This window comes from Pseudomonadota bacterium (assembly GCA_026388215.1).
GTDB lineage: Bacteria > Desulfobacterota > Syntrophorhabdia > Syntrophorhabdales > Syntrophorhabdaceae > JAPLKF01.
On record JAPLKF010000012.1, the window covers coordinates 13,394 to 35,399 of the forward strand.

A 22,006-nucleotide genomic window follows, 5' to 3' on the forward strand; every position below is an offset into this window, starting at 1 on the left:
TATGTTCGTATATGGCCTCATAAACAGCGCTGTTCTTGCCCTTATGGCGCTTGGCTTTAACCTGACATTCGGTATCAGCGGAGTAGCCAATTTTGCTTATGGGGCCATATACGTAGTTGGTGGGTTTATAACATGGGTTTTTATTAATCATTTAAACCTGCCGTATGCTGTTTCGGCAATTTTGACCATTGTTATCATAGGTATCTTTGGAGCCCTGGTCTACAGATTCATTATAAAACGGATCAGGGGACTTGTCATATCTGAAGTCATTGCTACTTTTGGGATTTCTATAATATTACTTGAGCTGCTGAGGTTTATCGGTCTCATTGGGTTCAAATACTCTTTACCTGTCTTTATAGATGGTTCTGTAGAGATTCTTGGCGTCTATGTTGACATTCAAAGGTTGTTTATCATCGGTTTGGTAATTCTTGTTATCATTTCACTTTATGTATTTACACATCACACCAAGACAGGGCTGGCATTCCGCGGGATTGCCCAGGAAGAACATACTTCGCTCTCCCTCGGTATAAATCCTGACCGGATAGCAAGCCTGAGCATGGGTATGGGTTCGGCACTCGGTGCTTTTGCTGCTATTGTGATACTCCCCCTCGGTACAATTACAGTAGACAGCGGGTATGATGTTTTGATTAATGCCTTATCTGTCTGCATTGTCGGGGGGCTTGGAAGCACATTCGGGGTGATTATTGCAAGCTTTATAATAGGCTATGCCCAGACTATAACAGCAATGTATCTGGCTCCGCACTGGACGATGATTGTGAGTCTTTTTGCAATACTTGTAATTCTCGTTATCAAACCCTCAGGTCTACTCGGCCATCAAAAAGAATTAGAGGAGCGGGTGTGACACGAATTTGCGATTTCGGATTGCGGATTTCAACTCATCTAAATCAATGATCATTATGTGGAATTCATATGAAGAATAGGGAAAATTATCGTAAAGAACGGATAGATAGGTGTATAAAGGCTCGTTCTGACGATATATATGCACTATCTTCATATAAAGAAATGTGGTATCTCATATTTCCGAGGGTTGTCCCTATTATAGGTATTGCCATACTCGCCTATTTTCTTCCCTTATACTGGAAAAAGGTTGTAATTACTACATGTATCGTTGCCATGCTCGCCGTTTCATGGGACTTTTTATCGAGTTGTGGATTACTATCGCTTGGCCAGGCGCTATTCTTCGGGATAGGCTCATACACCGCCGGTTGTCTTAACCACTATTTTCATGTTCCCATATATCTAACTATTCCTATCGCAACAATATGTGGTGGTTTCATATCGACTATTCTACTTCTCCCTGTTATCAGGCTGAGGGGCATCTATTTCGCAATGGTGACACTTATCCTGCCCCTTATGCTTGCAAGAGGAATAGAGGCAACACATATATTCGGTGGTAATGAAGGAATAACGGGTTTGAGCCCCTTCCCTAATGTGTGGGTAGAACTTACATTCATCATTGCCGGTATGTGGGCAGCCTTATTTGCACTGAGGCGTTTTATCTCGTCGGACTACGGTTTAATCTTTGTGAGCATAAGGGATAACGACAGGGCAACAATGGCATCCGGCATCAACATATACTCATTCAAGGCACAGGCACTTTTCATAGGGAGCAGCATTTGTGCCTTCTGCGGTGCATTCATGACGCATTCATATATGTTTACCGGCATCCCTGTCTTTACAATGGAATTCTCAATCCTTCCAATTGCTGCATCCGCCATCGGTGGTATCGGGACCCTTGCCGGTCCCCTCTTAGGTGCCTTCATCCTTGTTCCCTTATCAGAAATTCTAAGGGAATTCGGCACATTAAGAGTTGTATTTTATGGACTGGTTCTTGTCGTCTGTGTTGTCGCACTTCCTGAAGGTATATTCCATTACCTCTCAAGAAAATATAACGAGATGGAAAGATGGGTAAGGTTAGAATAGATGGCCATCCTTGAGATAAAAGGTGTAACAAAAAGCTTCGGAGGTGTAAAAGCTGTAGACGATGTCAGTGTAAAGGTTGAGGAGAATACCCTCCTCGGCATCATAGGCCCCAATGGCTCAGGAAAAACAACTTTAGTGAATATAATAACAGGCTTCATCAAACCTGATAAAGGGAGTGTGCTTTTTAAAGGAAAGGAATTGATTGGCCTACCTCCATACACAATTACCAACTTAGGGATAGGAAGGGCTTTCCAGATGGTAAAACCTTTTTTCCACCTCCCTGCCTTCAAGAACCTCATTGTCCCGCTTTCCTCCAAAAGGGTAAGATCCACATCAGGTGGGGGTTATGGCGATAAAGACGCAGTTGCCCTCGATATTCTCGAAGAAGTCGGTTTTGAAAGGGATTCCTCTGTCCCTTATAAAACAGCAAGTGTGTTGCCGCATGGGTATTTAAAAAGACTTGAACTTGCAAGACTCATATCTTTGAAAAGTGAAATATTCATCCTCGATGAACTCTTCTCGGGCCTTTCAATTGCAGAAGTAACAAGCATCTTACCCATTATCGAGAAAATCCTGCTTGAAGGAAAAACTGTAATCATGATTGAACACAGATTGAAAGAGCTCTTCAGGATTGCAAATAAAGTAATCGTATTCAATTTTGGCAGAAAGATTAAAGAAGGAGCACCGAAGGATATACTGGAGGATGAGGAAGTAAAAAAGGCATATCTCGGGGTGGAGGTATAGGGATTGCAGATTTCCGAATGCGGAATGCGGAATAGAAGCCGTAGGACAGTACGTGAGGTCAGGGCATGCTGAAGGTCGATAAGCTTATGGTTTTTTACGAAAACGCCCTGGCCATAAATGAACTTTCGATCCATGTGGATGAGGGTGAGATTGTGGGTATCATTGGCTCTAACAGTGCCGGCAAGACAACCCTTATGAATACCATCTCAGGATTACTCCTCGATACAAAATTAAAGGAACAGAGGAAAGGCGGCGAAAGGATAACAATCTTCGGGAGCATCTCTTTTATCGGTAAAGATATTACAAATACATGGGCTGACGAGAGGGTGAAAATGGGTATCGTGCTTTCACGTGAAAGGCATCCCGTTTTTGTTGAAAGCGATGTTGAAGAGAATCTGAAGATAGCCTCCTATCTCTCCCCGAAAAGCAAAATTAAAGAAATGCTATCTTTTGTGTATGATCTTTTCCCTGCCCTTATCCCTTTAAAGAAAAGGAAAGCCGGTTTCTTAAGCGGTGGTGAACAGCAGATGCTTGCCGTCGGAATGTCGCTGATGGTTAAACCGAAATTGATGTTGCTCGATGAGCCCCTTCTGGGGCTTGCCCCAACAATACAGGTAAAACTCATAGAATCCATTGTAAAGATTAGGAAAGAAACAAATGTGACAATTTTGATATGCGAGCAATTTGCAAGACCTGTTCTCCCTATTATTGATAGAGGATACGTTCTTGAAAACGGAATGCTTGCCCTCGAGGGTACGGGAAATGAGCTTTTCAACAACCCTGAAATAAAGGCTGCTTATTTTGGAGTTTAACTGAATGAATGTATATCAATCTTTCGTAGAAGTAGTAGAGCGGTATAAAGGCAGGCCTGCTGTCATCTATCTCGGCGAAGTACTCAATTATGGAGACCTCTTTGAAGCAGTTGAGTGTTTTTCAACAGGACTCAAGTCTCTTGGAATAAAAGAACGGGAAAAAATAATTCTGTATATGCCCAATACCCCCCAATGGATCATCAGCTGGCTTTCCATCCAGAAGATTGGGGCAGTGGCAGTTCCCATAGCCCCTATTTATACTTCCCGCGACCTGAGATATATCAGCGGAGACTCAGGCACAAGAACGGTTATCTGTGCTGATACGAATTTTGGTTATGCAAAAGAACTAAAAGAAGAAGGCGCCCTTGATAATATTATTATTACCAGGATGGGGGACCTTTTGCCTCGTTATAAAAAGCTCATAGGAAAGGCCTTTGATAGAATACCCGAGGGCAAGATTGAGAAGGGGGAAGGTATCTTTAGGTTTACAGAATTAATGAAAAAAAGAACTACTATGGAGGGTTTTCCTGTCAATGAGCATGAACCACTTGAGATACTCTATACAGGCGGAACAACAAAGAATCCAAAGGGCGTCCCTATCAATCATGCCCTATTCCTTGAATCTGTGAGAGCCCAGATGGAGGAAAGCTATCCCATTGTCCCGCCACCGGAAAATATAACACTCCAGGGCGGTCCCCTTTTCCATATCCTTGGACAGGTTTTTGGGCTTGGTCCACTCTGTGTAACTGGCGACTGTGTTGTTGTTATGCCAAAAGTAAATATTGATGCATTCCTGTATTTCGTTAAAAATTATAGAATTAAGACATTTTTCGGGGTACCAGCCTTATACAGGATGATTCTCGAACATGATAGGGTTGATTACTACGACCTTTCTTCTCTTGTGTATTGCTTCAGCGGTGGCGACGTTCTCCCGCAGGAGATTGCGAGGAGATGGAAAGAAAAATTTGGTAGAGAGATATTCGAAGGTTACGGTGCAACAGAGACCTGCGGTGGTATTACCATGTCGCCGGTTGTAGGAGAAAGGCCTCCAGGGACGATTGGCAAGGTGCTCTATACAAAAAAGGTGAAGATTCTCGATGAATCCACAGGAGAAGAAGTCCCTGACGGTGAAGCAGGAGAGCTCATCGTTTCCTCAGAGCATATGGTTTATGCATACTGGAACAAAGAAGAAGAGACAAAAGAGTCTTACATAGAAAAAGATGGACTGCGATGGTATAAGACAGGAGATATTGTAAAAAGGGATAGCAACAGTTTCTACTATTTCGTTGACAGGACCGCCGACACAATCAAACACAAAGGGTACAGAGTATCTTCCTCGGAAATCGAAGCAGCACTACAGGATCACCCTGCTGTTTTTGCTGCATGTGCTGTCGGGGTACCTGACGAAAAGGTCGGTGAAAGGATAAAGGCTTTTGTGGTATTAAAGCAGGATGTGAAGGGGGTGACAGGCTATAATCTGATACACTGGTGTAGAAACCACCTCGCATCTTATAAAGTTCCCCATTATATTGAATTCAGGGATATGCTTCCGAAATCAAAGGTAGGGAAACTCCTCAGGAGAGAATTAAGACAAGAAGAAAGAAAAAGGTTTGAAGAATAAATAACAAGAATCAATAATATCTAAAAATAAGATACAAAGAGGTGGGTAATGGAACTCACAACAGAACAGGTTGATATAAAAAAGGCAGCAAGAGAGTTTGCTGAAGGTGAATTTAAAGAAAGAGCAAAGGAATTTGATGAGAAGGAGGAGTTTGATCTATCCCTATGGAAGAAGGCTTGTGAATATGGATTTGTTGGCACTTTTATTAAAGAAGCGTATGGAGGACATGGGCTCGGTTTCTTCGAGCATGCCCTCATATCAGAAGAATTCTGGAGAGTTGACCCGGGTTGCGGGCAATCAATCCTTTCCTGCACCTTCGGTTCCGAAATGATACAGGCCTTTGGTACAGAGGAGCAAAAGAAACTATACCTGCCTCCTCTCGTAAAGGGCGATGAGATCACGGGATTTGGTATAACTGAACCGGATGCAGGAAGTGATGTAGCATCTACAAAAACAAGTGCAGAGAGAAGGGGTGATAGGTATATCATAAATGGTTCAAAGATGTTTATTACAAACGGTTGCATTGCAAACCATCTGCTGGTATTCTGCTTAACCAATCCAGGCGAAAAAGACCCTCACAGGAGACATAGCGCTATAATTGTGGAAACCGACAGAAATGGATTTGAAGCGATAAAAATTAAGGGAAAAATGGGGATAAGGGCAAATAATACAGCTGAACTCCACTTTAACAACGTTGAAGTACCAGCCAGTAATATTATCGGGAAAGAAGGTTATGGCTTTTACCAGCTTATGGATTTTTTTAATAAAACGAGATTACATGTTGCCGCCCAGGGGGTTGGTGTTGCCCAGGGGGCATTAGAGATGGCTATCTCCCATATAAAAAAGAGAAAGGCTTTTGGAAAAACCCTATCCAATTTTCAGGGTATTCAATTCAAAATTGCAGAAATGGCCACAAGAATTGAGGCAGCCCGTGGCCTCTACTGGAGGGCAGCATATCTCTTAGACAAAGGTAAACCTGATTCTGCACTCATATCAATGGCTAAATGGTACGGAGGAGACACGGGTGTATATGTAACAAACGAAGCCTTACAACTACATGGTGGTTACGGGTATATCGCTGATTATGATATCCAGAGATTCTATAGAGATGCAAAAATAGTTGAAATCTACGAGGGTTCAAAGGAGGTTGAAAAGGTTATCGTAGGATTAGAACTATTGAAAAAGGTATTTTAGAAATTTACACGCTGCAGATTTTAAGACCTTCTTATTTACCCCGTTTTCTTTGTACCAAATATTTATTTTCACACTTCAGGGTTGCTAAACTGAACAAATAGTATCCTTGACAAAGTGCTGTATTATCGGTTAATCTATATTTAAAATATGGGCCCATAGCTCAGTTGGAAGAGCCACCGGCTCATAACCGGTAGGCCCCTGGTTCGAGCCCAGGTGGGCCCAAAAAAGATAGAGATGGCAAAAGAATTCATTGGACAAAAGGGCAACAATGTTTTTAGAGGGGGTATACCAAAAGGTATACCCCCTCTAAATTTATGGAGGTATTAAATTGGAACAAGAATTAAAAACTATTTACGAAGCACAAAAAATAAATATACAAATCATTGAAAATGAAAGAAAACTACTATTGGCTCCTAAAAAGATTGAGGCAATGGATAAGGAGATTAAGGGGATAAAGGATAAGGTTGAAAAGGAAAAAGGGATGATAGAGGAACTTGAAAAAGAAAGAAAGAGAAAAGAGAAAGAGCTTGATGTTGAGAAGGAAAAGATAAAAAAGTTTGAGTCCAGGCTCTATGAGGTAAAAACAAACAAGGAATATCAGGCATTACTCAAAGAAATAGAAGGGGCAAAAGAAACAAACGACAAGACAGAAGAAGAGATTATAATAATAATGGAAAAGGTTGAGGAATTGAAAAAGGATTTTGAATCATCACTCACACACCTTAAGAAACGGGAAAAAGAATCAGAAAACGAAAAAAACAGGTTAGAAAAAGAAATAAATTCAATGGACAAAACCATTATGGATCTGAAACAATCAAGAGATAAATTACTTTCTACAGTGAGTGATAATATAAGGGCAACATACAACACGCTTATAGAAAAAAGGAATGGGATAGCAGTAGTAAATGTAAAAAACGGTGTCTGCTTCGGGTGTTTCATGAATATTCCTCCACAACTTTTTATCGAAGTAACAAAAAACAGACAACTCATATTGTGCCCCAGCTGTAATAGAATATTCTATTTTATAGACGAAGAATGATGGAATGGCATATATACATTGACGGGGCATCCTCAGGCAATCCAGGAGAGTCAGGAGCAGGTATTATAGTTTTTGATAACAATGGTAATGAATTATTCAGGGATAGTATATACCTTGGGCAAATGACGAATAATATGGCGGAATATGAGGCCCTAATTTTTGCACTTCAAAAGGCCAAAAAATCATTGATAAAAAAGGTATCTGTCTATACAGATTCCCTTCTTGTCACAAACCAGATACATGGAAAATATAAGGTTAAAAATACAAAATTAAGGAAATATGTGGAAGAGACAAAAAATATTATAAGAAATTTCAATAGTTTTGCGTTAAAATATATACCAAGGGAAGAAAACAAAATAGCAGATAAACTTGCAAAGGATGCAGTAAATAAAAAGGGGTAGACGGGTGGTCGCCCCGTTCAACGGGGAGGAAAGTCCGGGCATCAAAGGGCAGGATGGTCCTTAACAGGGACTGGGGGTAACCCTAAGGAAAGTGCCACAGAAAATACACCGCCCCCCTCGCTTTTAAGCGAGAGTGACAAGTTAAGGGTTAAGAGTAATGAGTTAAAGATTCTTTAACTTTAAACTCCGAACTCGAAACTTCGAACTCCAAGCAGTAATGCTTGGCGGGGTAAGGGTGAAAAGGTGAGGTAAGAGCTCACCAGCACTTAGGTGACTAAGTGGCTTGGCAAACCCCATCCGATGCAAGGCCAAAAAGGGAGCTGTCAGAAATGACAGCGAGGATAGCCCATCCTTCAACCCGGGTAGGCCGCAAGAGATTCAGGGTAACCTGAATCCGTGAGAGAAATGACCACCGGCTGGCTTGCCAGCGACAGAATCCGGCTTACAGTCTACCCCTTTTTTTTTAAAATGCAATGAAAAACATAATTCCATAATGGTGGTTAATTGATTACAAGACCTCTGCTTATCATTTTTTTTGTTTGTTCCTGCCTGTTTTTTTATAACCTGTCAGCAAGAGATTTCTGGGCTCCAGACGAAGGGGATTTTGCAGAGATCGTGAGAGAGTTAGATAATAATTACATCGTACCCCATCTTAATGGCAAACCGTATGGAGAGAAACCTCCCCTCTTCTATTACATAGTCTATGCATCTAAAAAGGCACTCCACTGGACAAAAGATGAAACATCCATGAGGATTCCTTCAAGCCTTTTCGCCCTCATAGGCGGGATATTTTTCTTTCTCACAATCCGGAAATTCTTTAACAGGAAAAAGGCGATACTTTCAACCTGTATCCTTATAAGCGCCCCGCTCTTTTACTGGCAGGCACGATATCTTCAGGTAGACATGGTCTTTGCTGTATTCATTGCCTTGAGCCTCCTTTTCTTTTTCTGGTTTTACCATGGGGGTAAAAAGGCCTTTTTATATCTCTTTTTTATTTGCTCGTCCCTCGCCTTTATGACAAAGGGACCGCTTTCAATTATTTTAGTATTCCCCGTAGTTCTGATACATCTGTCTTTAGAAAAGGACTTCAGGGTTCTTAAAATGAAAGAAACCTACATTGGCATCCTCATCTTCATGGCAATCATCCTGCCATGGTATCTTGCAATATATTTTAAAGAGGGCATGCCTTACCTTTATGAAAACATCGTGCGTCAAAACCTCACAAGATTCTTTGATGCATGGAGTCATAAAAGACCCATATATTACTATTTGACCACCCTACCCCTGGATTTTTTTCCCTGGAGCCTCTTTCTGCCTATGGGTATCTATCTCGCCGCAACTCAATTCAGGCATGACCCAAAGATAAGGTTTTTTCTCATCTGGTTTTTCTGGATGTTCGTATTTTTATCAATCTCTTCGGGCAAGATAAGTAAATACATGTTACCTGTATTGCCATCCATTGCACTGATAACTGGCTTCACGATTACAGAAGAAGAAAGTAAATATAACCTCTTCATGTTCATGTTCCTTTCCATACTTTTTTTCATCCTGGGTATATTTCTTTTCCTTTACAAAACCAGTATATATCCTGAGTTTTATTGTGAACGAATACTATACGGTTCACTGTCCATAGCCCTCTCAATCATCATATACCTTCTCTTACGGACTAAAAACCTGACCAATGTATTCATAGCCCTCTTCTCTTTTATGGCAGTACTTTACATGATTGCCAATATATCTGTGTATGAAAAGTGGAACCAATACAAATCCCCCAAACCCATGTGTGATAGAATAAAACCCTTTGTCAGGGATGGCACCCCCTGGGTGTACTATGGAAGCATGAGGGGCATTTATATATACTATATCGGGACATTTGCAATCCCCGTGGATGAACATAAGACCGAGGAATTGAAAAAACTTAAAGGGGAACTCAGGGAATTTTTTATCCTTACAAGGAAAAGGGATATTAAAGAGGTATCCGGGACACTAATAGATGTGAACCAGTTATTTGAGGAGAAGATCGGGGACACCGTGATGGTCTTTGCACACTACAAGGACAAGATGTAGAGTTTTATGAAAAAAATATCTATAAATATTATATATTTATCTGTAATACTTATCCTGTCATATTTATTTTTTTTTCATAATATTGGTAATTATTCATTAAAAGAACCTGATGAAGGCAGGTATGCGGAAATACCAAGGGAGATGATCGAACTTCACGATTATGCTGTTCCGCACCTGAATTATGTCAGGTATTTTGAAAAACCTCCACTTTTTTATTGGATAGTCGCATTTTCTTACAAGGCCTTCGGAATTAGTGAATGGTCCTTCAGATTCCCAAATGCCCTATCTGCACTACTATGTGTAATAATTTTATACTTATTTGTGAGAAGATGGTTCAATGAGGAGGTAGCCTTTATATCCTCAATAGTACTCATGTCATCATTCGGTTTCTTTTCTATGGCAAGAATCGTAACCCTGGATATGTTCTTCACCCTCTGGCTATTCCTGTCACTCCTCCTCTTTTACGGATACTATAGAGAAAAAATACCGTTTCTACTCTATTCATTCTATGCGAGCCTTGCCCTTGCAACGCTCGCAAAAGGGCCCGTTGCAGTCCTACTTGTAGGCATTACAATCCTCATATTCCTTTTTACAGAAAAGAAAATATCCTTTCTCAAAGAATTCAAATGGATAACCGGCATACTGATATACGGGGTTATTACAATTCCATGGTTATTGGTCATCTCCCTGAAGGAAAAGGACTTCTTTTATTTTTTCTTTATTGACCAGCATCTGTTGAGATTTTTGACCTCGAAACACAAAAGAACAGGTTCTGTGTTTTACTTTTTTCCTGTCCTTTTTGGTGGTATGTTCCCCTGGTCCATCTTTATACCGAGGGGCATTGTCAGCCTCTGGAGGAAAAATGAGTTAAGGCTACTTATTATATGGACCCTTGTGGTGTTTGCCTTCTTCAGCATATCAAAATCAAAACTGCCTCCATATATTCTGCCCGTCTTTCCTCCTCTGTCTATTATTATCGGTTACATGTTTCATAAAAAATGGGAGGAGGTTATAGAAAGAAAAAGGGAGGTCATTATCTCCATATTTATCTTCTTTATCCTTTCAACCTCAGTATTTCTCTGTATGAGCAGTACCTTCAACGAATGGATTGGCAATATTTCAAAAGATGCTGTAGATATTCTTAGAGATTTAAGGGCCTTCTCCATTTATATCTCCCTGGTTTCAATCATTTCAGGATGCCTCCTTTGCTTCAAAAGGTTCGACAAGTTTTCTTTTGTGTTCTCCATATTCACAGTATTTTCATCACTTGTTGTGTTCATGCTGATGCTCAATGTAAATATAATTGACAGGCTCAACACTACAAAAAGGCTGAGCAATGTAATCAATTACCATAAAGGTGGAATAGATTACCTTATAAACTACGGCTCCTTTGAAGAAACACTGCCTTTCTATACAAAGAAAAGGGTGATACTCGCATCCTATAAGGGAGAATTGGAGATGGGCTCAAAATATGAAGATACAAAGGACCTTTTTATGAACGAAGAAGATTTTATAAACCTCTTTGCATCAGACAAAAAGGTATTTTGTGTTCTAAAAGAGAAAAAAATTAAGAGATTAAAGGAGAGATTATCTGAAAGGATTAATATAGTCATCTGCCAGAATGAAAGGTGCCTGATCTATAACCATTAATTATGTTACTGGATTCACAAAGTTAGCAGTTTTTCTTGACATTTAGTTTGTTGTACGTTAAAAAGGGGACAAGCAAAGGCTTATATGAGCAACTTTTTTGACAAACTTTCAATCAGAGAAATGGTAAAAGAGGACCTTGATCCTATTGTAGAAATAGATACAAAGGTACTCGGAGAAACAAGAAGGGACTACTGGGCTACAAAGATTATAAAACAGGCAGATACAAGGCCCCTGGATGCTTCACTTGTCTCAGAGATAGACGGAAAAGTAGTAGGCTTTATATTTGGAGAGGTAAGTGGATGGGAATTTAAGGTTCCTAACAATATTGGCTGGATTGACATAATAGGTATAGACCCGGATTATCAAAACAGAGGCATAGCAAGGGTGCTTGCGAATACCCTGATAACTAATATAAAAAAATACGGCGTTGATACAATCTATACACTTGTAAACTGGAATGACTGGGACCTTCTCCAGTTTTTCCATGCCATGGGCTTTTCACGGGGTGATATGATAAACCTCGTTTTAAAGGTATAAATCATTCACTATCTGAGAAAATAACCAATAACCAAATTACACCATCCAAACAAATTCCAACCATCAATGATTAATGGCTAACATATTGAATTTAATATTATTTAGAGCTTGATTATTGGTGATTGGTTATTGTTTTTTTATTGCTATCCTTCAATTACAATCTTTAACTTCATCCTTGGATAGACTTTGCTGGTTTTCAAGTTGTTTGCTGATTTGATGGTTGCTACATCTACCCCGTATTTACTGGATATTGTTGATAGTGTTTCACCCTTCTTCACGATGTGGTAGGTTTTAGTGGTCTGCTGTTCAGGCTTATCCGGTCTATCGGGTTTCTCTGATTTCGTAAGTGAAGCAGTCTTTACCTCGGTGTTCTCCTTCTTCACATTCTTTGCAACCGCTGTTTTTTTAGAAGGCGTTGAAAATCTCGGTATGTTTAAAACCATACCAGGCCTTAATTTTAATCCTTCCTCACAATCGTTTACCAGATAAATATCTTCCTGTTTCACTCCGTATCTCTTCAGAATTTTCGCCAGGGTGTCTTTCTTTTTGACCTTATAAGCCACCACATCCCTTACCTTCCTCTCCTTGCTCAGTGCAATTTCGAGATTCCTATTAAATTCTTCCAAATTCACGGGAGATGACAGTTTGATGGCATAATTATCCATCTTCGGTGGTGTTATTCCCCTTAAGATTTCAGGGTTGTACGATTTCAATTCAGATAAATCCATAGAGTTTGCCTTTGCTATAGCCGAGAGTGGGGTTGCACCCGGAACCTTTATTTCAATAAATCTTATGGGGTCGTCATACTTTATACTGCCAAAACCAAATTTTTCTGGATCCTTGGCAATTATTGCCGCAGCAATAAGTTTCGGGATATACTCCCTTGTCTCCCTTGGAAGGGCATTATACTTCGCAAGCTCCCAGAAATCGTTTGTATTGTGCTTTTCAATCGCCCTTTCTACCCTCTTTTCACCTGCGTTATAACCTGCTGCCGCAAGATACCAGCATCCGAATTGATTGAAAAGGTCTTTTAAATATTTTGCCGCTGCAACAGTAGACTTTTCAGGGTCCTTTCTTTCATCTATCCAGTAATTCACCTTAAGTCCATATCTTCCACCCGTTGAGTAAATAAACTGCCATGGTCCGCATGCCTTAGCGCGAGAATACGCCTTGGGGTTAAAACCACTTTCTATCATGGCAAGATAGACAAGGTCTTCAGGCATGCCATGTTCCTTTAATATCTCCTTTATAATGGGGACATAGTACCTTGCCCTTTTTAACCAGTTCACGAAAACCTTTCTTTTTTCTGTGGTGAAATATCCTATATAATATTTAACAGCATCGTTAAATACAATGGGTATGTCAAAATCTTCGAATGTATCATGTTCTAAAAGTGATATTATATCATCTTCATCATCAATATTTTGTTCTCCATTTTTAACTGAAGTGATATTTTTTTTGTCGACGGTGCTTAACCTTTTTGACACTTCACCCTTTGATGTTTGAACGGGGTCTTCTTTATCTAAAAGAGTTTCACTTTCAAGATAGGGGGTACTACCAATTGTGACAACCTGTCCGCTTGTTGCACATCCTGCCAAAAATAATAAAGCGACAACGATTATAGTTATCCTTTTCATTCTCCCCCGATAATAAGCAAAAATGATACCAAACTCATTACCTTGATAATAAAGGTTAAACCCTTATCATGTCAACAAAAAAATGTGTTTTTACGCTACCCCAGTGTTTTTCCATTGAGTTCCCTGTAACCATTTGCAAATTCATAGGCCTTCATCCTCTTTTTGTTCTCCAGCTGCACTTCCTTTATAACCAATGCCCCATTGTGGGTAGACACATAAATTCCATCTTTACTCACACCAGAAACTACACCGGGACCCTCTTTTCCGTCATAGCCTTTCATCTCTCCATCAAATATCTTCAGTATCCTCCCATCCAGAAATGTGTAGGCTGTCGGCCAGAGAACGAGGGCCTTTATCTGTCTCACTATCTCCATTGCCCCTGCATACCAGTCTATCCTGCCCATCTCCTTCGTGATGATAGGTGTGTATGTGGCTTCTTCATGGTTCTGTACAATACCATCTTCCATGCCAAAATTACCTACCCTTTCAATAAAACCCGGAAGTATTTCAGAAGCCCTTTTCGAAAGCCTTTCAGACAGGGTAATCATATTATCTTCCCTTTTAATCACCATATTTTCCTGATAAAGAATATTACCGGCATCCATCTTTTCATTCATCCTGATTAGCGTGATACCTGTTTCCTCTTCCCCATTCCATATTGCCCACTGGATAGGTGATGGGCCTCTATACTTGGGAAGCAGCGAGGGATGAACGTTTATTGCACCGATAATCGGTAAATCCAATGCCCATTTGGGGACAATAAGACCAAAAGAGGCTACAACAAACAATTCGGGTTTCAATTGCTCAAGCTGGCGGGCTGATTCATCCTTGAAGGACTCTATTTCTATTAATGGGAGGTGCATATCAAGGGCAGCCCTTTTAACCTCATTATCTTCAAATATATAACCCCTGCCCTTCGGCTTTGCCTTTTTTGTGACCACACATATTACAGAATGAGAAATTGATTTTAATGCAGGCACTGAAAAGCTTGAAGAACCGAAGAAAACTATGTTCATTTCCCGCTTTTTGTATATTTCTTCTTAAAGAGGTTTCTCTTTATCGGACTCAGATAGTCAATAAAGAGGATACCGTTCAGGTGGTCTATCTCATGCTGGAAGGCCCTCGCCAATTGACCTTCACAGAACATCTCGAATGGCTTTTCCTTTAACGTTACGCCCTTCACCAGAACATTCTTCGCCCTCTTCACAAATTCATAAAAACCAGGCACACTCAAGCACCCCTCCTCAGTAATAACTTCAGACTCCATTGTAACAATTTCCGGGTTAAAAAGTATAATGGGTTCGTTTTCCTTATTTAAATGGGTATCTATTACAATAAGCCTGATAGGCACTCCAACCTGGTTAGCGGCAAGTCCAGCACCATTCGACAGCCTCATTGTCTCTATCATGTCTCCCGAGAGCCTTATTATTTCATCTGTGACCTTTTTTATTGCTACGGCCTTTTTCCTGAGTACAGGGTCTGGATACGTTTTAATCTTTATAAACGCCATGCTATATTTTTAAATCATATTACTGCGTTAGTCAACCATTCTATTGATTCCGGAGGATGACATTTCCTCGCCATAAGCTGTATAATCTTCCCATGAGATGTCTTGTTGGTACCTCTGGCTGGCAGTACTCGCACTGGAAGGGCATTTTTTACCCTGAAGGTCTCAAATCAGCTGACTGGCTATCCTTCTATGCACAACATCTCAACACCATTGAGATCAACGTGACCTTCTACAGGGATGTAAAGGCTTCAACATATAAGAAGTGGTACAGCACAGTGCCCGATGGTTTTTTGTTTTCCCTCAAGATGTCAAGGTTTATTACCCATATAAAGAGGCTTAAAATAGAAAGCACCTCAATAGCCCGTTTTATGGAAAATACTTCCGTCCTTCAGGATAAGCTTGGTGTAATTCTGATACAGCTTCCGCCGGGACTTAAATTTGACGAAAAGCTTATGCATGACTTTCTTGAGATGCTGGATAAGGGGTTCAAATACACGATAGAAGTGCGTCATAACACCTTCATTAATGATACATTTTTTTCGCTCCTCAAAGAGAAGGGCATTGCCCTGTGCATAGCGGATACTGCAGGCAGGTTCCCTTACTGTGAGGAAATCACCGCTCAGTTTGTCTACATAAGGCTCCACGGTGCAGAGAGGCTCTATGCATCAAATTACAGCGATAGAGAACTGCGCATATGGAGAGACAGGATACTTCTATGGGGAAAGGATACCTTTATCTACTTTGATAATGATTTTATGGGCTATGCAGTTAAGAATGTGATCGCCTTGAAAAAGATGCTTTGATACTGAGTATCTTATGTTATTTAATGACCTCCGGCATTATCATCCACCCATAATCTTCACAAAGGTATTTCCCCTCATTCATCGAGAAAATTAATGACCTCGCCATCCGGTATAGGTCGCATTTTCCCTCCCTGATTCATATCACGCACCATGCCTGCTTCAATCACAGCATCGTCTGTATAACCCCGCTTTTCCCAGAATCCAGGAAGATAGTAATCCATCAGTTCTATCTTCACAACACTCTTTGCTGATTTATAGCCCCACAGGTAGGGACAGAATACCCTCATAGGACCCCCATAATCCTCATCCAGATATTCCCCATCAAATTCATAAGCCAATAGGGTTCTTTCCCTGAGAGCCACATTGATAGAGATTGATGTATCGTATATTTTCCTCATTGACCAGAAACGGACATATTTTACAGAATGTACTGCATTCACTGCCTCCAGCATATCCGAGACCTTTATCCCGCCCCATCTCCCCCGAACTGAAAACCTGGTGACACTCGTAAGACGGGCATCGGCAATAGTTTTGGGCATTTTAGAGAATTCCTGCCAGGTGAAAGTTTTCGGTTCTTTACACAATCCTTGAACCTCAATCTTCCAGCTCTCGCGGTCTAAAATGCCTGGATGACCCTCTACCCAGAATACCGGCACATTTAACCTTTTTAACTTGCTCATGGGTTTACCTCCCTACCATTCACATTCTCACCTATAAGGAACCATGCTCCCTTCATATTATGACCTTTTTTCTATGATACCAGATGTCCTGGACGAAGAGAACAAGCTTATTTTCCTGAATCCCTATCCTTACAAAAATAAATAGAATAAAAAGGTATGGTATTTCCCTCTCCTATATTGTAATACTATTTTCATTATTTCAAATACCATATAAGGGGGTTCAAATGCGTAAAAAAAGAATCTTTCTTGCAGTTTGTGCGGTTTCTATGGTTATCGGTGTATTCTTTCTCACAAACAACGCCTTTTCCTTGCCCGATGGAAGCTATCAACAAACCTGTAAGAATTGTACTGACGATGGCAATACGTTAAGGTGTGATTGCAGCTACAAGGGCAAATTCAAATCCACATCTCTCGCCTACAAAATCTGTGAAAGTGGCCAAATCTGGAATGATAAGTCAAAGTTGAGATGTACACCTCAGGGGAGCTTCAAGAGATCCTGTAGCAATATCTCCTGGAACGAGAATTTCTTAACAGCTATTTGCAAAAGGATACAAAAAGGTAAGACGATCCCGAATTCTGGTTTTAACTACAACGCATGTATCAATAATGGTCAGGACATTACAAACTGTGATGGTTCTTTGCGATGCGGTGGCTGTAACTAACAACTGAATATGAAATATGGTCTTTGAACACCACTTGACGAGAAAAAGGATAAAACAATGTCACAGGCAAAAAAGGATGATAGAGTGAAGGTCCACCCGAAAGATGGCTATGGCCAGTATAAACAAGAGCTTATTGGTGTTGCTCAAAGATCAAAAATACCTCTCTATTGACATATTTAAGGCGCCTTCATATCGGATAGTAGGAAGACGCCTTGTCATTTTTGTTTCGGATGCTTTATAAAATATATGCGTATCCCCGCTTCTTATGATGGTTCCCCGGAGAATGGTAGTACCTTTTTATCTTTAAACTGCAGCCTTAGTATAACTCTTCCACTTTGACAAATGCACAATTTTTTTCTTTATCGAGAAATTTGCACCAACTCCCGCATTCTCTATCGATATATGGACACCTCTTATGCTCTGTCATGTTATTTCCTTCCGGACTTTTCGCCAGCCTTTTATGTTTTACCAGATTATTGCAGGAAAAGAAAGTTGTCTAAACCTTTGTAGTATACAATTGACACTTAAGCAGGGTTTTCTATATACTGGACACAAGGCCATTCTGAAGAAACAAGGAATTAGGAAAGGAGAAGTCATGAGAAAAATAAGACAGATATACGTGGTAATGGCAGTATTTATTGTCTCTCTGTTCGTGATACAAACATTCGCCTTTGCCACTTTCGCAAGTAGTGGAGATACACAGTATGCAGAGGCAGAACAGTTCGAAACAAAGGCATATTACCAAAAAGCCCTCGAGCTATATAAGGCTGCCAGGTCGCAGTATTTAAAAACAGGCAATGCTGTAAAAGCCCAGATGTGCCGCGATAAAATATTCAAGATGACTGCGATTCTTATAGAGTTTCCTTTTAGCGAAGAACAGGCGATGGCAAAGTTAAATGAGGTATTTGAAGGCTTTTCCGCAGAAGAAAAAAAGGCGCTTATTGGCAAGCTTAAAGGTGAACGAGTGATAATCGACGGCAATCCCCGTTATTTCGAGCAATTCACATCGAATATCCTTTTCAGGCATCCCGAACTTAGAAAAAGGCTTCCAAAAATATACGAACATTATAACGTAATTGCGAAAAAGTACGGCGATATCATATTCAGGCAGCTCGATAACACATACATGCTAAAACAATGGAATTCATACATCAACCCTCAAACGTACATTGCAGATGTGAAGGTCGACATCCCGAGGAAGGAACTTCCTGAAAAAGGGATATACAGGCTCTGGATTCCTGTGCCAATACTACTCGATTCCCAGAGGGATGTAAGGGTCATTTCCATTGAACCACAAAAATATCTTAAAAGGACCCCTCAGCTCGATTATGACATCGGGAGCGCCTATTTTGAAATTCCCCTTGATACGGTAAAGGAAGACATCCACATCTCCATGAAATACTCATTCACTCACTACGAGCAGTATTTCACCGTTGACCCGGGAAACGTTGGTGAATACGACAGGACATCCGAACTCTACAGGCATTACACCTCATCGAGTGACAACATCATCGTGAATCCGGAGATAAAGAGGAAAGCCCTTGAGATGGTTGGCAACGAGAAAAACCCGTACCTACAGGCAAAAAGGATATATTATGAAGTGGTAAACAAATACCGGTACAGCTATATGCCCCATCTGTACCTTTATGAGACGCTTAAGCCAGAATCGCTCTTTGTTTTGGAGAATGGCTATGGCGACTGTGGCTCACAGTCAATGATTTTTGCTGCTCTCTGCCGCTCCATAGGGATTCCCGCCAGGGCAATCGGAGGGATGCTACTTACCCCCGGGTCACCCTCGACACATTTCTGGGCTGAATTCTATATCCCCAACTACGGCTGGATACCTGTTGATCCAACGATAGACGAGGTTGTGCTCTATTCAGACGAACTGACAGAGGGTGAGCGGAAGAAGGTGCATGAGTATTTCTTCGGTCACCTGGACAACCGGAGGATGGTAATCCAGAAGGATGCGGACGTACCTGTCGAGCCGAGGGAGAGGGAAAGGTCTGTCTTTAACACAACCCTCCAGATACCAAAAGCAGAGTGTGAGACAATGGAGGACCTCCCCATCATACCCGCACTGAAAGGTTATGATATTACAATCGAGACGCAGTATTAACTATACAGAATAATCCTCTATAGATTCCCACGGGCAAGCCCGTGGGAATCTATACAGCGAACACCGTGAGCGAGAGGGGGAGGCTCTGCGGGCTTTGCCGGTGGAGGGGGCGACGCAAGCCCCAGTAATAGATTTTAGTTGAGTATATTAAAGTACGCCGTGATCCTCCGCTTGCATACCGGACACAAAGGTTCTATCAGGGTGAAGGTCTTTCCGAAGACATCCACTTCCCTGAAGAAAACCCCCGGCGCATCGTAGAGTTCTTTTTCGTTATAAACCTTACCGCACACACAGGCCGGAATCTCCTGACGGATTGTCTTTCCATGGAACACCTTATCTGCATATATCGTAATTAAATGTCTTTCTTCTGCTGTCATACTATAAATATAACACCGGTTTTGATGTTGTGCAACACCTATAAAAATCCCTTTACCGTATAACCCCATGAGGTAATTAAGGGACAAAAATGTTATGGTTCAAGCTCTGACTCCAATTATGTTTCCAAGGGATTGAGTGAAAAGTAAAGATGTGATCTTTAATAATTTCCATTATTTTCTAAATATTCCCTTCAGCTTTTCCGTTGCTGACCCAACTTCTTTCTGCACACCTTTACCCACATCCCTCGATGCGGAATCGGCTGCCTTGAGTCCTTCCTGAAAAGCTTTGGTTACGGCTGAAGAGGTGATCTTCTCATATAGCCTCGCGAAAACCTCACTAAACGCCTCCGCAGGGGACTTACCATTCTTTCCAGTACCTAAATTCCTGAGGTGGAGTTCTGGAAGTGAGGCGCTTATACGCTGACCTGCAAGCCCGGGTACAACAAGATTGACTTTACCATCCTTTACGATGAAATTCCTTATCAGGATTTTCTTTTGTTTGCCCTCCTTGCTGGGTTCCTTCCTTGCTGTATCCTCGGTGCCCGTTTCCCTTTTGATATTTTCGAGAATGGCCTTGAAGTTGTCGGTGTTGCCCCTTCGCTCGTAGGTTATCTCTGGACGAAGTAGCTCAATCCTGTCTATAATAATTGTATCAGAAGTTATGGATTTCTTTTCCAGATTAATAGAGATTAACGCCACAGTCATTGCCTCCGGCGATGTGAATCCCCGGGGGTTGCCGAGGTGAAAGTCTTTGAGCGTTGCCTTCCCGCCAAAAAGAGAAATGCTTACATTTCCCAGGCGGACCTCAGTCCTGGTGATCTTCGGGCCATAGACATTGACAGCCTCCCTGATGATAGGTCCGAGGTTAGAAACGAGGACTACAAAAAGGATCACAACGATCAGGACAAAGGCACCAGCACCAAGAAAAATCCATTTTTTCATATATCATGCCTCCTTTTCAAAATGTAAATGCCTTAGTGTAAAGGACAAGCGTTAAGTGATTGTCGCAAAATAAATATTATATTTCAAGACCTATCCTAAATAGGTTGTCATATTTAATGGGTAGCCCCCAATTAATCGTTGAATTACGACGGAATGTGTAGTAGAATAAAAACATATACGCAGCCGCTTCACACACCTGCCTCAAATAGAAGTACCATATGTAGTTGTTTTGAGAGACCACGAAATAGTTTTACACCAAAACGGGCTGCATCGCATTTTGAATCAAGAATGTGTGGCCTATATAAAGGATGGAGATTTCATGTTAATAGGAAAGATTATGACAAACTCTAAACAAAGGCTCCTGGTGACGGTAGAGGACCACAAGGGGATAAAGGTTATTGATTTACGGGTGTATCAGATTATCAATGACGGTGAACTGATGCCAACCGCAGAAGGCATTTCCTTTGCGCCTGAAAAGGTTGATACTGTGATCAATCTCCTGCGGGAAGCACAAAAGAAACTATCGGGAATAGAAGCATAATAAGCCCATCCCCTCCGGTATCTGATCGTTCTTTGAAGTTGTGTTATATAGAGCTTATAAAACCTCATGCTATTTAATTGCATGTCCGGCAAAACATGGGGATTAGGAGGTTATCTTGGCAAAACACGGTGGAGAGTTCAGGAGTAAGAAAAGGCAAAAGGAATTATCACGATTGCAAAAACAAGAAGAAAAGAGGCAGCGTCGGTTTGGTGGACAGACAGCGAAGGAAACCGGCACAGTAGAAACAGTTCCAGAGGAAAGCAAGAAAGATCTCGAATAAGTATTGCAATCATCCTGGTTTTGTGATATGATTCAACTGGAGTTTCGGAAACCTTTGTTAGTTGCTACCACAAGAATCTTCATTTTTGTCGTCACTTCGTAACACAGTTCCGTATTCTTCCACATTCTAAAAAGGAGGTATGTCGATATGGCGAAAGGAACTGTGAAATGGTTCAACGAGTCAAAGGGTTTTGGTTTTATTACAAAAGATGACGGCGGAGATGTTTTTGTTCACTATTCTGCCATTCAGGACGGTGGTTTCAAATCCCTGGCTGAAGGCGAAAGTGTAACCTTTGATGTTGTAAGTGGCCCAAAAGGCCCCGCAGCATCAAACGTAGTAAAAGGCTAAGCCCATAAAGCAGGTTCAGGTTATCTGGACCTGCTTTTCTTTAGAACACCCCGAGATAGGACTGTTAATCAGAACCGCCACCGAACCATTCATACTAT

At 41.1% G+C, this 22,006-nt stretch carries 23 protein-coding genes, 1 tRNA gene and 1 other RNA gene; 19 read left to right on the forward strand and 6 right to left on the reverse strand.

The genetic code is table 11. From position 1 onward, the window contains the following. Window position 1 precedes the first annotated feature (1 nt). The 13 genes from NTU69_00990 to NTU69_01050 all read left to right on the forward strand — a co-directional run bounded on the left by NTU69_00990 (window position 2) and on the right by NTU69_01050 (window position 12,009). A complete protein-coding gene (locus tag NTU69_00990; GenBank protein MCX5802105.1) occupies window positions 2–862 on the forward strand; it encodes a branched-chain amino acid ABC transporter permease in 861 nt (286 codons plus the stop codon). A gap of 68 nt (window positions 863–930) precedes the next feature. After that, the gene (locus NTU69_00995) at window positions 931–1,944 is read left to right on the forward strand and encodes a branched-chain amino acid ABC transporter permease (protein MCX5802106.1); all 1,014 of its coding nucleotides are present in this window, start codon (window positions 931–933) and stop codon (window positions 1,942–1,944) included. Continuing rightward, a complete protein-coding gene (locus NTU69_01000; protein MCX5802107.1) occupies window positions 1,945–2,688 on the forward strand; it encodes an ATP-binding cassette domain-containing protein in 744 nt (247 codons plus the stop codon). A 65-nt stretch (window positions 2,689–2,753) separates the two neighbouring features. Then, window positions 2,754–3,500 (forward strand): ABC transporter ATP-binding protein, encoded by a 747-nt coding sequence (locus tag NTU69_01005; protein ID MCX5802108.1) that lies wholly within the window; start codon window positions 2,754–2,756, stop codon window positions 3,498–3,500. Between the two features lie 4 nt (window positions 3,501–3,504). Beyond that, window positions 3,505–5,121, forward strand: coding sequence for a class I adenylate-forming enzyme family protein (locus NTU69_01010; GenBank protein ID MCX5802109.1), 1,617 nt, complete (start codon window positions 3,505–3,507; stop codon window positions 5,119–5,121). A gap of 48 nt (window positions 5,122–5,169) precedes the next feature. Beyond that, window positions 5,170–6,315: an acyl-CoA dehydrogenase family protein gene (locus tag NTU69_01015; GenBank protein MCX5802110.1), complete on the forward strand. Its 1,146-nt coding sequence runs from the start codon at window positions 5,170–5,172 to the stop codon at window positions 6,313–6,315. Between the two features lie 149 nt (window positions 6,316–6,464). Beyond that, window positions 6,465–6,537: transfer RNA gene (locus NTU69_01020), tRNA-Ile, on the forward strand. A 106-nt stretch (window positions 6,538–6,643) separates the two neighbouring features. After that, on the forward strand, window positions 6,644–7,354 hold the full coding sequence (locus tag NTU69_01025) for a C4-type zinc ribbon domain-containing protein (GenBank protein ID MCX5802111.1): 711 nt from the start codon (window positions 6,644–6,646) through the stop codon (window positions 7,352–7,354). Then, window positions 7,351–7,755, forward strand: coding sequence for a ribonuclease HI family protein (locus NTU69_01030; protein MCX5802112.1), 405 nt, complete (start codon window positions 7,351–7,353; stop codon window positions 7,753–7,755). The genes NTU69_01025 and NTU69_01030 overlap by 4 nt, the downstream gene beginning before the upstream one ends. Then, window positions 7,748–8,216, forward strand: an RNA gene (rnpB, locus tag NTU69_01035) — RNase P RNA component class A. The genes NTU69_01030 and rnpB overlap by 8 nt, the downstream gene beginning before the upstream one ends. 43 nt (window positions 8,217–8,259) lie before the next feature. Further along, window positions 8,260–9,822 (forward strand): glycosyltransferase family 39 protein, encoded by a 1,563-nt coding sequence (locus tag NTU69_01040; protein MCX5802113.1) that lies wholly within the window; start codon window positions 8,260–8,262, stop codon window positions 9,820–9,822. 6 nt (window positions 9,823–9,828) lie between these two features. After that, entirely contained in the window at window positions 9,829–11,472 is a 1,644-nt protein-coding gene (locus NTU69_01045) for a glycosyltransferase family 39 protein (GenBank protein ID MCX5802114.1), read from the forward strand. An 84-nt stretch (window positions 11,473–11,556) separates the two neighbouring features. After that, window positions 11,557–12,009 (forward strand): GNAT family N-acetyltransferase, encoded by a 453-nt coding sequence (locus tag NTU69_01050; protein ID MCX5802115.1) that lies wholly within the window; start codon window positions 11,557–11,559, stop codon window positions 12,007–12,009. 143 nt (window positions 12,010–12,152) lie between these two features. Here the strand turns inward: NTU69_01050 and NTU69_01055 are convergent, their stop codons facing one another. The 3 genes from NTU69_01055 to def form a co-directional block, all read right to left on the reverse strand. Continuing rightward, complete coding sequence (locus NTU69_01055; protein MCX5802116.1) at window positions 12,153–13,646, reverse strand: transglycosylase SLT domain-containing protein; 1,494 nt, start codon at window positions 13,644–13,646, stop codon at window positions 12,153–12,155. 95 nt (window positions 13,647–13,741) lie between these two features. Further along, window positions 13,742–14,662 (reverse strand): methionyl-tRNA formyltransferase, encoded by a 921-nt coding sequence (gene fmt, locus NTU69_01060; protein ID MCX5802117.1) that lies wholly within the window; start codon window positions 14,660–14,662, stop codon window positions 13,742–13,744. Then, complete coding sequence (gene def, locus NTU69_01065) at window positions 14,659–15,156, reverse strand: peptide deformylase (protein ID MCX5802118.1); 498 nt, start codon at window positions 15,154–15,156, stop codon at window positions 14,659–14,661. The genes fmt and def overlap by 4 nt, the downstream gene beginning before the upstream one ends. 92 nt (window positions 15,157–15,248) lie before the next feature. Between def and NTU69_01070 the strand changes: the two genes are divergently transcribed. After that, window positions 15,249–15,959 carry a DUF72 domain-containing protein gene (locus NTU69_01070; GenBank protein ID MCX5802119.1) on the forward strand — a complete coding sequence of 237 codons (711 nt, stop codon included), beginning with the start codon at window positions 15,249–15,251 and terminating at the stop codon, window positions 15,957–15,959. Window positions 15,960–16,033: 74 nt separating this feature from the next. On the opposite strand, the gene NTU69_01075 is transcribed toward NTU69_01070, so the two are convergent. Further along, window positions 16,034–16,639 (reverse strand): molybdopterin-dependent oxidoreductase, encoded by a 606-nt coding sequence (locus NTU69_01075; GenBank protein ID MCX5802120.1) that lies wholly within the window; start codon window positions 16,637–16,639, stop codon window positions 16,034–16,036. Between the two features lie 224 nt (window positions 16,640–16,863). Here NTU69_01075 and NTU69_01080 point away from each other — a divergent pair, with 224 nt between their 5' ends. Continuing rightward, entirely contained in the window at window positions 16,864–17,301 is a 438-nt protein-coding gene (locus NTU69_01080; protein ID MCX5802121.1) for a hypothetical protein, read from the forward strand. Between the two features lie 595 nt (window positions 17,302–17,896). Continuing rightward, the gene (locus tag NTU69_01085; protein MCX5802122.1) at window positions 17,897–19,420 is read left to right on the forward strand and encodes a transglutaminase-like domain-containing protein; all 1,524 of its coding nucleotides are present in this window, start codon (window positions 17,897–17,899) and stop codon (window positions 19,418–19,420) included. A gap of 134 nt (window positions 19,421–19,554) precedes the next feature. Here NTU69_01085 and NTU69_01090 read toward each other — a convergent pair whose 3' ends face one another. Then, on the reverse strand, window positions 19,555–19,866 hold the full coding sequence (locus tag NTU69_01090) for a hypothetical protein (GenBank protein MCX5802123.1): 312 nt from the start codon (window positions 19,864–19,866) through the stop codon (window positions 19,555–19,557). Window positions 19,867–19,968: 102 nt separating this feature from the next. Next, window positions 19,969–20,739 (reverse strand): AsmA family protein, encoded by a 771-nt coding sequence (locus NTU69_01095; protein ID MCX5802124.1) that lies wholly within the window; start codon window positions 20,737–20,739, stop codon window positions 19,969–19,971. Between the two features lie 292 nt (window positions 20,740–21,031). Here NTU69_01095 and NTU69_01100 point away from each other — a divergent pair, with 292 nt between their 5' ends. The 3 genes from NTU69_01100 (at window position 21,032) to NTU69_01110 (ending at window position 21,908) form a co-directional block, all read left to right on the forward strand. Further along, on the forward strand, window positions 21,032–21,280 hold the full coding sequence (locus NTU69_01100) for a PC4/YdbC family ssDNA-binding protein (protein ID MCX5802125.1): 249 nt from the start codon (window positions 21,032–21,034) through the stop codon (window positions 21,278–21,280). Between the two features lie 115 nt (window positions 21,281–21,395). Then, window positions 21,396–21,560 (forward strand): hypothetical protein, encoded by a 165-nt coding sequence (locus NTU69_01105; GenBank protein MCX5802126.1) that lies wholly within the window; start codon window positions 21,396–21,398, stop codon window positions 21,558–21,560. A gap of 147 nt (window positions 21,561–21,707) precedes the next feature. After that, entirely contained in the window at window positions 21,708–21,908 is a 201-nt protein-coding gene (locus tag NTU69_01110; GenBank protein MCX5802127.1) for a cold-shock protein, read from the forward strand. Window positions 21,909–22,006: the final 98 nt, after the last annotated feature.

Bases quoted from the DNA above. Each gene is read 5' to 3' on its own strand.
- NTU69_00990 (MCX5802105.1), top strand. From the start codon at position 2: ATGTTCGTATATGGCCTCATAAACAGCGCTGTTCTTGCCCTTATGGCG.
- NTU69_00995 (MCX5802106.1), top strand. From the start codon at position 931: ATGAAGAATAGGGAAAATTATCGTAAAGAACGGATAGATAGGTGTATA.
- NTU69_01000 (MCX5802107.1), top strand. From the start codon at position 1,945: ATGGCCATCCTTGAGATAAAAGGTGTAACAAAAAGCTTCGGAGGTGTA.
- NTU69_01005 (MCX5802108.1), top strand. From the start codon at position 2,754: ATGCTGAAGGTCGATAAGCTTATGGTTTTTTACGAAAACGCCCTGGCC.
- NTU69_01010 (MCX5802109.1), top strand. From the start codon at position 3,505: ATGAATGTATATCAATCTTTCGTAGAAGTAGTAGAGCGGTATAAAGGC.
- NTU69_01015 (MCX5802110.1), top strand. From the start codon at position 5,170: ATGGAACTCACAACAGAACAGGTTGATATAAAAAAGGCAGCAAGAGAG.
- NTU69_01030 (MCX5802112.1), top strand. From the start codon at position 7,351: ATGATGGAATGGCATATATACATTGACGGGGCATCCTCAGGCAATCCA.
- NTU69_01045 (MCX5802114.1), top strand. From the start codon at position 9,829: ATGAAAAAAATATCTATAAATATTATATATTTATCTGTAATACTTATC.
- NTU69_01050 (MCX5802115.1), top strand. From the start codon at position 11,557: ATGAGCAACTTTTTTGACAAACTTTCAATCAGAGAAATGGTAAAAGAG.
- NTU69_01055 (MCX5802116.1), bottom strand. From the start codon at position 13,646: ATGAAAAGGATAACTATAATCGTTGTCGCTTTATTATTTTTGGCAGGA.
- fmt (MCX5802117.1), bottom strand. From the start codon at position 14,662: ATGAACATAGTTTTCTTCGGTTCTTCAAGCTTTTCAGTGCCTGCATTA.
- def (MCX5802118.1), bottom strand. From the start codon at position 15,156: ATGGCGTTTATAAAGATTAAAACGTATCCAGACCCTGTACTCAGGAAA.
- NTU69_01070 (MCX5802119.1), top strand. From the start codon at position 15,249: ATGAGATGTCTTGTTGGTACCTCTGGCTGGCAGTACTCGCACTGGAAG.
- NTU69_01075 (MCX5802120.1), bottom strand. From the start codon at position 16,639: ATGAGCAAGTTAAAAAGGTTAAATGTGCCGGTATTCTGGGTAGAGGGT.
- NTU69_01080 (MCX5802121.1), top strand. From the start codon at position 16,864: ATGCGTAAAAAAAGAATCTTTCTTGCAGTTTGTGCGGTTTCTATGGTT.
- NTU69_01085 (MCX5802122.1), top strand. From the start codon at position 17,897: ATGAGAAAAATAAGACAGATATACGTGGTAATGGCAGTATTTATTGTC.
- NTU69_01090 (MCX5802123.1), bottom strand. From the start codon at position 19,866: ATGGGGTTATACGGTAAAGGGATTTTTATAGGTGTTGCACAACATCAA.
- NTU69_01095 (MCX5802124.1), bottom strand. From the start codon at position 20,739: ATGAAAAAATGGATTTTTCTTGGTGCTGGTGCCTTTGTCCTGATCGTT.
- NTU69_01110 (MCX5802127.1), top strand. From the start codon at position 21,708: ATGGCGAAAGGAACTGTGAAATGGTTCAACGAGTCAAAGGGTTTTGGT.